Here is a 12,524-nt window from a genome sequence, read left to right as displayed (position 1 = left end):
CTAGGTGAATATTTTACTTATTGATGATGATAAAAGTGGCCGATTTTTCTTGTCAAAATTTCTAGCTCGACTGGGACATTGCATAACTGAATGTGGTGATGGGCAAGAAGCTCTCATTTTATGTAAGGCAAAGCAACACTTTGATATGGTGCTGACAGATATCAAGATGCCTTACCTGTCAGGTATCGATTTCTTACGTCAGGTAGGTGAAATTCCAGAACAATCGGGTATGCCAATCGTACTTATGTCTGCACATACTGATGTAGACACAGCGATTGCGGCGCTGCGGTTAGGGGCCTATGACTATTTAGTTAAACCGGTAAATGTAAATGAATTGACGGTAATTGTAGAAAGAATTGCGGAGTATAGGGCTCTTAGGTCTGAAAATACTCGCTTAAAGGATAACCTCGATACGGAAGTTCGCAAAGTTACTGAACAGACCCGCCAAGAAATGGCTCGACTAAAGAAAATAGCAAGCCGGGTAACAGGGCTTGCGCAGATTGGTCTTTTTTCGAATAAAATGCTGCAAGCTTCTGAACTCGCGAAAAAATTTCATAGTGACCGCTCTATTCCTGTACTTATAGAAGGAGAAACAGGTTCAGGTAAAGAGGTCATAGCGAAGATGGTCCATCATGGGTCCGACATTAATGAAGCTCCTTTTATTGACCTTAATTGTGCTGCGATTACTCCGAGCTTGTTTGAAAGCGACTTATTCGGTTACGAGGCCGGAGCTTTTACAGGCGGTCTAGCAAAGGGGCAAAAAGGTAAAATTGAGATTGCCGCCGGTGGTACTCTGTTTCTCGATGAAGTTGGGGAGATGCCATTAGAACTGCAAGCAAAACTTTTGCGAGTATTACAGGAGAAACAATTCTATCGGGTTGGAGGAATTCGAAAGGTTAATACAGATGTCAGGGTAATCTGCGCAACGAATGCAAACCTAGAGCAAAAGGTCAAAGATGGCACCTTCCGTGAAGATCTCTATTACCGGCTCAAAGTCGGACATATACATATACCCCCGTTAAGAGAGCGATTAGAGGATATCATGCCTTTAGCAGAGCTTTTTATTAAAGAGTTTTGCGCTCAAAGAGGGCAAAAACCGTGTACGTTATCCAAAGCAGCCGCTGATATGCTGAGAAGCCATAATTGGCCAGGAAATGTACGCGAATTGAAAAATACAATTGATTTATCTACACTACTTTGTGATGAAAATGAACTCCGCCCTGAACACATAAATCTTCGGCCAACTTTTTCTGCCAATAGGCCACCACAGACGACCGATTCGCCAACGGTGACATTCAGTATTCCGGATAAACCGTTTTCGCTGGAAACCATGATCGATAACATTGTTCTTCAGGTATTAGAGCTGCATGGCGGGAATAAAACAGAGACTGCAAGATATTTAGATATTTCACGAAGAACATTATGTTATAGGTTAGACAAGATGAAAAAATAAACGATGTACAAATATGTACAACAAAAATGGTATACATATTTGTGTTAACCAAAGAAGTTATTGCCAAACAAATATCTCTTAGACTCTAATAAAATCAAGGGTTTTATAAGCGTGCCAATCATTGGCACGCTTATTGCATTTTATTGGTTCGAAGAGCGTCATCTCTTACGAAATTTAATTTAACAAAGAAAGCAGGTATTATTATGCAATATTTACAGAGGGCAAGTGTGGCCAAAAAACTGACTGGACTTATTTTGATTTCGATAATCTTTTTACTTAGTGTAGGTTTTACTGGTTACCATTATCTACAGAATGCTAAAACTGAATTGCGGACGATGTACACGAAACGGGTGCAACCGACCCAGTGGATTAACGAGAATCGAGCCCACTCACGGGCGATAGAGGGTAATATACTCCATATGATGATAACTGTCGATCCAAAAGAAAACCAACGCTTGTTAGCTGATATCCAAACAAGGGTAAAAGCTTTTAATCAGAATCTAGTTAACTACGAGAAGAATGGACTAGATGCCACAGAGGTAGAACTACTTCGGCAAACCAAGGATACTTTGGATAAATATCGCACCGAACGGGATGCAGTTATTAAATTAGCGACAGAAAACAAGAATGCAGAAGCCTACCAGCTTTATTTCACAAAAGTAATTCCGATTAGTGAGGCATATCAACAACAAATTGTATTAGTGTCGGAATACATAGAAAAAAAGGCAATAGAGGCTACTGAAGAGAACGAACGCGAGTTTAATCAGGCCGTGCTACTGATGGTTATTGTAATAGTAGTTGCGGGACTTTTCATTGCAATGACAGGTTGGTATATAAGCCGATTAATTACAATACCGTTAAGGCAAGTATCTTTGTGTGTACAAGAAGTGGCCACAGGAAATTTAGCGGTAAAAGAAGTCGATATCAGTTCGCGAGATGAGATTGGTGAAGTTGCCCTATCAATAAATCACATGCTGCAAAACTTACGTGATTTGATTAAACAGGTACGAAGTACTGCGGAACAAGTTGCTGCTTCGAGTGAAGAGTTAACAGCAAGCGCGGAGCAAACGGCAATAGCCGCAGGGCATATCGCGTCCTCTGTAACAGAAGTTGCAACAGGAGCTGAAAAGCAAATCACAACTGTCGCCAATGGCTCAGAAACCGTACAAGCAATGCTCGCAAAGTTCGAGCATGTTTCTGCCAATGCTTTAAAAGTTACGGAAACCTCCTCTAAGGCTGCTTTGGCTGCTAGCGAGGGAGGGACTGCTATTGCCCACGGAATTGAGCAAATGAGGATAATCGAAAATACAGTCACACATTCTGCTCAAGTTGTCGAAACGCTAGGAGAGAGATCAAAAGAGATAGGACAGATTGTAGCCACGATATCGGGTATTGCAAGTCAGACAAACCTCTTGGCGTTAAACGCGGCAATCGAAGCTGCTCGTGCAGGTGAGCAAGGTCGTGGTTTTGCCGTTGTCGCGGAGGAGGTTAGAAAGCTGGCGGAACAATCACAAGATGCAGCTAAGCAAATAGCACATCTGATCCAAGAGGTGCAATCTGAAACAATAAATGCGGTGAGCGCAATGGTGCAGGGAAGAAACGATGTTGCTACCGGTGTAGGTGTTGTAGGGAGTGCTGGTAAGGCTTTTCGAACAATTTCAGAAGCTGTACAATTGTCAACTGAGCAGATACAACAGATATCAAATGAGGTTGCTCAGGTTTCTAAAGAAATCCAAAGTGTCGTTAGTTCTATGAATAACATTGCCTCTATTAGTAAGCAAACAGCCAGTGAGACGCAGAGTGTATCTGCATCCACCGAGGAGCAGTCAGCCACTATGCAGGAAATCTCGGCTTCAAGCCATGCATTAGCAAAGTTAGCTGAGGAGCTGCAGTCAGCTATCGCTACATTCAAGTTATAAGGAGCCGCTAATGCAATTAAGTTTTTCATTAATTAAGCAGATTGGGGTTTTAGATCGCAAGGCAGAAGCCTACTTATCGCTGCTAAATATAGATAAGGGCGCAACCTTAGAGCATTCAATAGAGGTTTCCCGTCTTGCTTTGCTTATCGCAGATAAAATAGAATCTATTTCATATTTAGAACGTATTTACTTACGGTGGGGAACGTTGCTGCACGATATTGGAAAGATAGACGTTGGAGCCAATATTTTGCTTAAAAAAGGTCCTTTATGTGAGAGGGAATTTGCCCGGGTAAGAGAGCATCCTCGGGCTGGTTTCCGTAGAGCAAAGCTAGCTGGTTTTCCTTGTGAAGTAGCCAATATTATTCTGTACCATCATGAACGGATGGATGGAAAGGGGTATCCGTACGGGGTAACAGGTGATGGCATCCCCGTGCTAGCTAAGATTTGTAGTGTTGCTGACTCTTTTAATGCAATGGTATCGAATAGGTCGTACCGGATAAAAAAGTGTAATCATTACGCTTTTCAAGAAATGGCCGCTCATGCAGGAAAACAATTTGATGTAGATATAGTCAACCATCTTTTAGAACTTAAGCCACACATAGTGGTAGGCGGTGTATAAATGAAGATTTTAGTTATAGATGACGACGAAGCCTGTAGAATAAGCATAGTCAACTTTTTAAGGAAAACGGGGTACAGCGTTTTAGCGTGTAGCGATGGTCGGGCCGGACTGGATATTTTAAGTCAAACACAAGATGTTGACTTGATCTTCTCAGATTTACAGATGCCTGTACTCTCCGGACTGGAGCTGATAGAGCGCGTCAGAGCTTCTGAGAAGTGGAATAAGGTAACTATCATTTTGTGTTCCGCAGATACGACCGAGGCATTGCAGCATAAGGCAATTAAGCTTGGTGCACATAGCTTCCTGCCTAAACCTATAGATATTGTTGAGTTAATATCAATACTTAAAGTGTTAGAGGTAAGTATATGAATATGCTTGTTCTGGTGGCGAACGATTGTTTACTATTTGCCAGAACGCCAGGAACGGAAATTTCGCTATTACATAGTCCGGCGCAGCACTACTGGATTCATGGTAACGACATTAACCGTTTTCATGAGGTAACTATTAAAAATGAATATCTTATAGGAAGGCGCAATGTTGAAGAATTAAGGGAAATGGTATGCCTGTAGCGATTAGCGAATGGTCAAAAAACGCTTTATATCTTATTTTTATAATACAAAAAATAAGGCTTTCAATCAGGTTGAATATTACGAGGTAGAAGTTCCCCCTGCTGCAGGAGGAACTAAGAGTGTTACTACTCCATAGAAAGACCTAGCTGGAACATTGGATGCAAAAAGGTAAATTTTTTGAGTGCGGAATTGAATAAGAATAACTAAGGTTTAGCGAAAAATTAACAAATGGAAAAAGTGAGCTGGTTGGTGGTTGAAAATCACCAACCAGTTCACTAATATCGTCTGAGGCCGAAGAAGTGGCCGGAATCTCTGGAATGGGTGCTATTGCAGCATACCTAGGAAACGAGCTTAAGGAGTTAAAGTAGGTGTTTTTTTATCATTTCCAGTAAATATTTGCAAATATTACCACCTCTATAGGATCTTTACACAGAACGTATGTTCTGGTAATATATCTATAGAGGTGGATAGTGATGAGCGAACATACTATAGATTTACTGAGTATCCCTGTTTTTCAGCAGATGATTCGGGTAGTTTACGTCGACCGGTGTATGATCAAGTGGGCGGGTATGCTTCTGTCCGAACACAACGAACAGATGAAAGATCAAGAAGGCTGCAGCGATGGGGTTCGTTGATTTTTCTCGTTTTCCCCGCAGAAGTGTATTGTGCATCGACGTAAAATCATTTTTTGCATCTGTAGAGGCTGTTCGGCGTGGGCTTGATCCACTAGAAGCTCATATTGCTGTAGTATCAGATCTAAGGAGAACCGGTGCAGTCGTATTGGCTAGCAGTCCGCGGGTTAAATCGGAATATAATATCAAGACCGGAAGTAGACTCTTTGAGATTCCCAAGCGCTCTCCTATTATGGTAGTAGAACCCAATATGGCGCTATATATCAAAATTAACCAGGATATACTCAATATATTCCGCCAATTCGTAACAGATGAAGATCTACACGTTTATAGCATTGATGAGTCCATATTGGATGTCACTGCATCATTAAATTTGTTTGGACCCGCAGAGGTGATTGCAGAAGCCATTCTTAAGAGGGTAAAGGAAGAGTTAGGTCTTATTGTGACTGCAGGTATTGGCGATAATCCGCTTTTGGCCAAACTAGCGCTGGATAATGAAGCCAAAAAGCGACCGCCATGGATTGCAAAATGGACGTATGAAATGGTGCCGCAAACAGTATGGAAGATACAACCGTTAACGGCATTTTGGGGTATTTCCAGAGGTTACGATAAAAAACTCAAGCAAATGGGCATTTATACGATAGAGGCGCTGGCTCACGCCAATCCATTGTTGTTACAGAAAACTCTAGGCGTAATTGGGCTGCAATTATATTACCATGCGTGGGGGTTAGATGCCAGCATCATTAGCCATAGGGAACGTCCCAAAAGTAAATCCTATAGCAAGAACCAGATATTAATGAGAGATTACTCATTAAAAGCGGAAATTCTAATGGTCATTAAGGAAATGGTGGGAGATGTTTGCGCTAGGCTGCGTAAGCACCGGGAGAAATGCCAAGAGATATATTTAGGGATAGGGTACTCGGATAGGGAATTACAGTTGGGGTTTACGGCCCGGATTAAGTTAGTCCGCCCGGAGCATTCAACGGATATCATAAGTGAAGCGGCACGGCAGGAATTTATTAATCGGTGGAATGGTGAACCGGTGCGATCGGTAAATATTGCTGCTGGAAAAATCGTGTCACAAGATCATGAGCAACTGGAACTGTTTTTTAATGGAGAAGAAAAGAAATATGCCATGGATAGAGTAGTAGATAATCTGCGGGAGCGATTTGGCAAAAAAGCCATCTTTTATGCCGGGTCGATGGCTGGTGGAACCTTCCTTGAACGGGCGGACTATGTAGGTGGACATAAAGGGAAAAGTGAATGACGAAAAATTTAAAGAATAGTTGTCTAGAAGTTGCTCTAGGCGACTATTCTCTTTTATAGATTTATATAAAACTATGGAAGGCTATATAAAATATAATTAAAGCAAATCCTGCAAGTATCCCGCGAAAATATAGAGAGAGTTTGAAAAGTTATGCATTGTTTTTATTTGACAGGAATTATTATCCATATCTATAATATTAATAAGAACAGTATTTATATTCTGATGTGATAGGTATTTACACTGAAGATGATGTACTCGGTTATTTACTAAACGTCCAGGGCGGACTGCCCTATTTGTAAGGAGGTTTGTTCATTATGAGCGGAATCAGGAAAATACGTAAAATTATCACTGGGGAGCGCGCTGTCGATGGGGCTGGCGTACAACTGGTCCGTGTGCTCGGACACAAGGACACGAAGGATTTCGATCCCTTTCTGATGCTGGACGCTTTCGACTCAGTAAATCCAGATGATTATATCAAAGGTTTCCCATGGCATCCTCACCGTGGAATTGAAACTGTCACGTACCTGATCAGAGGAGATATTGAGCATGGAGACAGCTTGGGCAATAAGGGCAGCATTCTCGATGGGGAATGCCAATGGATGACTGCAGGATCAGGGATTATCCATCAAGAGATGCCTAAGCCGTGCGAACGAATGCTAGGAGTCCAGTTGTGGCTCAACCTGCCAAAGAAGAACAAGATGACTGCCCCTAAATATCATGGGATTACTAGTGGTGACATTCCAGTAATCGACGAAGGTGCCAGTAAGATTCACGTAATTGCCGGAACTTACAACGGCAAAGCGGGGGCCTTTGAAGGCGACTATGTGAAACCGCTGTACCTGGATGTGGAAATGACCGCTGGTGTTCAGTGGGAACTAGATACAGACCGCGAAGCGACGTTATTTGTGTATATTGTGCATGGTGAAGGAAACCTCGACCCGGAAAATGATAAAATGATACCGGCGAAACATGCTGTATTATTTGATGCAGGAACCAAGTTACGAGTGAAAGCTGGCCCGAATGGTATGAGGTTCCTTTTGCTCGCAGGGAAACCGCTGAACGAGCCAATAGCTTGGGGTGGTCCCATTGTTATGAATACCCGTGAAGAGCTGGATATCGCTTTCCAAGAACTGCGTGACAAAACTTTTATTAAACACTTACCGAGCTAGCCTAGAAGATAGTTAAAATGGAGGGATACAGAATGGGTAAATTTGAGAAGCATGTGAAAGTGGGACTTCGCGACAAACAGTCGAAAGAGTTGATCGCTGTATATCCGTTTCCCGCTAATGGCGATGACGCAGAAATTGAAAAAGCAGTTCGCGATTGGTATTATCAGCAGAGCTGCGAAGCTGAGGATCGGCTTCTGAGTACTTATGTTGATGTTTTGACCGAAAATGAGATGAGATCGCGGGGTTACAGGAAGGATTAGCTCCTGCGAAAGCGCAGAATTTGGAGGTTTAACTATGTCAATTATGCCGGCCATATTCGTAGGTCATGGCTCTCCAATGATTGCAATCGAGGATAGCCCCTATTCACGCACCTGGGCACAGATCGCGGCGGAGCTGCCGAAACCTGAAGCTATTCTGTCGATCTCAGCCCATTGGTATACAAAAGGAACCCGCGTCATGGTAAATGACCGTCCCCGCACTATTCATGACTTTTACGGTTTTCCGGAAGCGCTATACCGAATTATGTATCCGGCGTCCGGTGCTCCGGACTATGCCCGAAAAGCTAGAGAACTGCTGGGAGACTCGGCAGTGTTTGATGAAAGTTGGGGCTTGGACCACGGAACATGGTGCGTCTTGCGGTCGATGTATCCCGAAGCGGACATACCCGTATTCCAGGTCAGCGTCGACCGGAGTGCATCGCCTGAAGAGCATTATGCTCTGGGCAGAAAACTCTTCGATTTGCGGAACCAAGGCGTAATGATCTTCGGAAGCGGCAATGTCGTGCATAATTTGAGTATGATTGATTGGTCCCGTGGGGGCGGCTACGACTGGGCGTACGAGTTTGACAATGCAATTGTGGACCACGTGCTGAAAAAGGCCCACCAGGGTGTGATCGAATACCAGCGACTCGGACGTCCAGCGCAAATGGCGGTACCAACCTTAGAACATTTCCTGCCTTTGTTATACGTTTTGGGAGCAGTTAATGAAAACGATTTGATCCGTGTTTATAATCAGGTTTGTACAATGGGAAGCCTGTCGATGACTTCATACGTGTTCGCTTAAACTAGTACCAACAACGAAGGAGTGCCCGCATTGCTTTTCTAGTGTACACATAGGCGACAAGATGTTCAGCTTGTACCTCGGCATTCGAAGATTAGAATAGAAACGACGTCGATCTACCCCTCGGTAAGTATTATGTTCGCCTAGACTTTGTTTAGGCGAATTTTTTTATTTTATTGAGGTGGTACTTTTTGCCGAAATTCATCTTTACACGAAAGTAACGGGGATATTTGCAAAATGATATGGAGATGAAAAAAGTTTTGTTCTGGCGTAATTAAGGATAGTGTATATCCCTAATATGGGAATGTTTAGTGACTTGATGATATAATGAAGTCATGTGAAGTAACCAAAAATAACGTTTAAATCAAAAGATGAAAGTTTATCAGAAACACTAGCAACTATGAAAGATACTTAGCGTGGATAACATGACATTGAATTAGCACGACGGATAGAGCATATTGGGACGGATGGAGTGAGCCCGTGTCCTCAGCAGCAATATACTTGAAATGAAAGGAGAGTGTTTGAATTTTGAATATATTAGACAAGGATTATATAAGTAGTATTAAACAAGAAGGACATATGGAATTTAGCAAAAGCATTATTGAAGGCGTGGAGATCAAGCTATGTAGAAATCATCCCCATGCGTATAAGCCTCATGTCCATAATGAACTTTCATTAGGGTATATCGTAGAAGGATCCACTGACTTAACCTTGAAAGACAGGACTATCCACTATGGATCAGGCGATGGTGTCGTTATACCACCATTAATGACTCACAGATGTGCGCCGAATGATATTAATCACTGGGCATATGTTATGTTATTTGTCGATCCCAGCTACTACAGTGATTCAGTAAATTTTAGTCATGCAAAGAAGTTAACAGGTAATCAAATCCGAAAACTAATAGGCTTTATTGAACAATTACTGACAGAAAAGATTCCAGACACATTGGAAAATATACTTATTGAGTTATTGCTGGAGTTTGGAGAAAAAGATATTACTGATACTACTGCCGCAAGTACAAGTTATATCGTCAAAACGATTCATGATTATATATTAAATCACGTGAATGACGATATAACATTAGATAAGCTTGAGCAAATATCCGGGTTAAATAAATTTTCAATCATCAGGAATTTTAAAAAGTTATATACAACCACACCTGCCGCATACCACTTACAATATCGGGTTGCTGAAGCAAAAAGGTTATTAAGTAAAGGTGTAGACGTATTTGCAATTTGTGAGGAATTGAGATTTTATGACCAAGCCCATTTAATTCGGGAATTTAAAAAAATGTATGGCATTACACCAGGGACATATATAGAGCAAGTAAAGGTATAGTGCCAATTTTATACAATACAGTTCCTTATTATTTAGCTAATCTGGACTTAGCAAAGATAAGGAGGCTTCTATGAATAGAATTAAATTAGCACTTGTTATGATTATTTGGGGTAGTTTGGGTGTATTTACAAAATCCATTCCCTTGTCCGCTTTAAGCTTAGCTTTTCTCCGGGCAGTAATTGCCCTGCCGGTCCTTTTTGTTGTAATGAAAATGAAAAAAGCAGATAAGGTAGAGTGGCCGCTGTTAAAACCGTACATTATTTCAGGTGTATTGCTAGGTTTTGGCTGGTTAACTTTGTTTTATGGGTTTAAACATACTAGCATTTCATCTGCTGTTATTATCTATAATATGTGTCCGGTGTATGTAATGATCGCTGCACCACTGATATTAAAGGAGACCATTTCAAAGCTTCAAGTTGCTGTGATTTTAAGCTCGCTTATAGGTCTCGTCTTGATTGTCGGTCATAATGTGTTAGAAGGGTACGGATATATGGGGATGGCGCTTAGTGCTATTTCGGGGATGCTTTACGCAGCGATTGTTCTTATTAACCGCAGCATTAAATGCAGGGTGGATAATCAAACTGCTACATTTGTGCAAATATTTACAGCGATGCTGGTTTTACTGCCATTTGTATTGATGGATGGAAATATTTTAACGTTTGTTAACTTGGATGCTATGGCGGTCATTTATACCATTCTATTGGGTATATTGCACACCGGTGTGGCTTATACCATATTCTTTTCCCTCTCTGAACATATGAAATCTGTTGAAATAGTGTCCTACAGTTACTTGGAGCCTTTATTTGGCATTTTATTCAGTGTAATCGTTATTGGAGAGAAGTTAACAATCCTCCAAATTATAGGTGGGGTTTTAATATTGGGCTCAACATATATCGGGGAAATGCTTAAGGATAGCAAAATAAATAAAGAAAAAGATCTTACTCAAATGGCAACATCAAATGCATATAGAAGCAATGAAAAGTAAGCGAAAATATAAACTTTAAATAAATTGTTACCCTTATATTAAGGGCGCCGACTGAAACGCGAAACTCTTTTTTCGCGTTTCGGTATCACGTTTCTATCAAATACACGTTGAGTGCATGTTTTGATAGAGCGGAAGTAGGATGAAAAAGGAAGCTAATAAAAGAATTTAAGGTGGCAATTCTTTAAGTAACAGGTTCTTGCTCTGAAATTATCTTTTTTAAATTATAACTAACCGAAGCTACAAAAAAACGACCTTGCGGTGCCATACCTCGCAAAACGGAGTAAAAAACTACCCATAGCCAGTTAGATGGCTATGGGTAGTTTTTAATCCGTTTTGTTCTCTTTACCCATAATGCTTTTGGTAAGCGCTTCCGAGAATAGTTGCAGTCCTTTTATAACAACATCATGTTCCTCGGCGGGCATTGTTTGCAGAAGTTGTTCAAATATCGACCTTGATTTAGCGTCGATGTCCTCAAATTTTTGTAGTCCTAGACTGGTTAGAGAAATACGAATATATCTTCGATCGTTGGGGTCTTGCTCACGAAAAACTAGGCCTTTTTTAACTAGCTCATCAACAGTTCTGCTCATCGCACTCTTGTCAACTTTCAGGCGAGCGGCAAGATCGTTGAGTGAGCTGTTAGTATCCTTGCCCACTTCAATGATGGTATGGCACTGGGTAAATGTACAGTCTGAACTACAAAATGATTGTGTGTTTTCTAATAAGCCTAGCTGCCTAATCATTTCCTTTACGGAATCACGCAGACAGTGGGCTTTCTCTTTGAGTTGATTAATAATAGCTCACTCCAATCGTTGATATTACAAACTGTTGACATATACAACTATTTATAATATGATACTATTATAATACTAATTAACCTCGGGACTGTAAAGGAGAAGGAGAGGATTGATTTTGGAGTATTCTTGTCAGGTCGATGGGGAAAAACGAATTGTATATGCATGCTCAGGCTGCGCCGATGTGGGCGAGGTGGCTGATCAGGTTAGCAGAAGTCTTCGCAGAATAGGCTTCGCCACAACAAAGGCTAGTTGTCTGATTGGAATTGGGGCGGGGTTGCAGCAGTTCATTGACGCGGCTAAGGCTGCCGAAGAAGTTATCACAATTGACGGGTGTTCCATCGGGTGTGCTAAGAGAACAATTGAAAACATAGGTCTAATTCCTAAAGCGATTGTTTTAACCGAGATGGGACTTGTTAAAGGGCAAACGACATGCACACAAGACATGGTTGAAGTTCTTGCCCAATCTATATCTGAACGATTATAAAATGGTTAAAATATTAGAAGTTGATCGTGAAAAAAGAGAATCTAACAACTAACGAGTTGTAGTACGAGTCTGGCGAAGGTATCACTAAAATATAACTCCCAAACTAACACGGCCCCCTACATTGAGGGGGCCGAACTTTTAAACCACAATTTCGGATTTAGTAGAATAAGTCAAGCCTTACTCCTTGCACTGAAATAGAAAGATACATAAATGAGTCGGTTTTTTAGGTCGAA

14 protein-coding genes are annotated in these 12,524 nt (G+C 41.4%); 13 read left to right on the top strand and 1 reads right to left on the bottom strand.

The window, feature by feature from the left end:
- Positions 1-4 precede the first annotated feature (4 nt).
- The 12 genes from V6C17_RS12010 (at position 5) to V6C17_RS11955 (ending at position 11,013) form a co-directional block, all read left to right on the top strand.
- On the top strand, positions 5-1,453 hold the full coding sequence (locus V6C17_RS12010) for a sigma-54-dependent transcriptional regulator (RefSeq protein ID WP_333522818.1): 1,449 nt from the start codon (positions 5-7) through the stop codon (positions 1,451-1,453).
- Between the two features lie 203 nt (positions 1,454-1,656).
- On the top strand, positions 1,657-3,372 hold the full coding sequence (locus tag V6C17_RS12005) for a methyl-accepting chemotaxis protein (protein WP_333522817.1): 1,716 nt from the start codon (positions 1,657-1,659) through the stop codon (positions 3,370-3,372).
- 10 nt (positions 3,373-3,382) lie between these two features.
- On the top strand, positions 3,383-3,991 hold the full coding sequence (locus tag V6C17_RS12000; protein ID WP_333522816.1) for an HD-GYP domain-containing protein: 609 nt from the start codon (positions 3,383-3,385) through the stop codon (positions 3,989-3,991).
- Positions 3,992-4,360 (top strand): response regulator, encoded by a 369-nt coding sequence (locus V6C17_RS11995; protein ID WP_333522815.1) that lies wholly within the window; start codon positions 3,992-3,994, stop codon positions 4,358-4,360.
- On the top strand, positions 4,357-4,560 hold the full coding sequence (locus V6C17_RS11990) for a hypothetical protein (RefSeq protein WP_333522814.1): 204 nt from the start codon (positions 4,357-4,359) through the stop codon (positions 4,558-4,560). Before V6C17_RS11995 ends, V6C17_RS11990 begins: the two co-directional genes overlap by 4 nt.
- 473 nt (positions 4,561-5,033) lie before the next feature.
- Positions 5,034-5,195 carry a hypothetical protein gene (locus V6C17_RS11985; RefSeq protein ID WP_333522813.1) on the top strand — a complete coding sequence of 54 codons (162 nt, stop codon included), beginning with the start codon at positions 5,034-5,036 and terminating at the stop codon, positions 5,193-5,195.
- A complete protein-coding gene (locus V6C17_RS11980) occupies positions 5,182-6,459 on the top strand; it encodes a Y-family DNA polymerase (protein WP_333522812.1) in 1,278 nt (425 codons plus the stop codon). The genes V6C17_RS11985 and V6C17_RS11980 overlap by 14 nt, the downstream gene beginning before the upstream one ends.
- 314 nt (positions 6,460-6,773) lie before the next feature.
- Positions 6,774-7,628 carry a pirin family protein gene (locus tag V6C17_RS11975; RefSeq protein WP_333522811.1) on the top strand — a complete coding sequence of 285 codons (855 nt, stop codon included), beginning with the start codon at positions 6,774-6,776 and terminating at the stop codon, positions 7,626-7,628.
- A 17-nt stretch (positions 7,629-7,645) separates the two neighbouring features.
- Positions 7,646-7,888 (top strand): hypothetical protein, encoded by a 243-nt coding sequence (locus V6C17_RS11970; RefSeq protein WP_333522810.1) that lies wholly within the window; start codon positions 7,646-7,648, stop codon positions 7,886-7,888.
- Between the two features lie 34 nt (positions 7,889-7,922).
- Positions 7,923-8,690, top strand: coding sequence for a 4,5-DOPA dioxygenase extradiol (gene ygiD, locus V6C17_RS11965; RefSeq protein ID WP_333522809.1), 768 nt, complete (start codon positions 7,923-7,925; stop codon positions 8,688-8,690).
- Positions 8,691-9,215: 525 nt separating this feature from the next.
- Positions 9,216-10,028 carry an AraC family transcriptional regulator gene (locus V6C17_RS11960; protein ID WP_333522808.1) on the top strand — a complete coding sequence of 271 codons (813 nt, stop codon included), beginning with the start codon at positions 9,216-9,218 and terminating at the stop codon, positions 10,026-10,028.
- A 70-nt stretch (positions 10,029-10,098) separates the two neighbouring features.
- Positions 10,099-11,013: a DMT family transporter gene (locus V6C17_RS11955; protein WP_333522807.1), complete on the top strand. Its 915-nt coding sequence runs from the start codon at positions 10,099-10,101 to the stop codon at positions 11,011-11,013.
- A 323-nt stretch (positions 11,014-11,336) separates the two neighbouring features.
- On the opposite strand, the gene V6C17_RS11950 is transcribed toward V6C17_RS11955, so the two are convergent.
- Positions 11,337-11,753, bottom strand: coding sequence for a MarR family winged helix-turn-helix transcriptional regulator (locus V6C17_RS11950; RefSeq protein WP_333522806.1), 417 nt, complete (start codon positions 11,751-11,753; stop codon positions 11,337-11,339).
- Positions 11,754-11,916: 163 nt separating this feature from the next.
- Here V6C17_RS11950 and V6C17_RS11945 point away from each other — a divergent pair, with 163 nt between their 5' ends.
- Complete coding sequence (locus tag V6C17_RS11945) at positions 11,917-12,291, top strand: putative zinc-binding protein (RefSeq protein WP_333522805.1); 375 nt, start codon at positions 11,917-11,919, stop codon at positions 12,289-12,291.
- Positions 12,292-12,524: the final 233 nt, after the last annotated feature.

Origin of the sequence: Dendrosporobacter sp. 1207_IL3150 (assembly GCF_036763085.1) — a bacterium.
Lineage (GTDB): Bacteria > Bacillota > Negativicutes > DSM-1736 > Dendrosporobacteraceae > JBAIYU01.
This window is presented reverse-complemented; position numbering and strand designations above follow the sequence as displayed.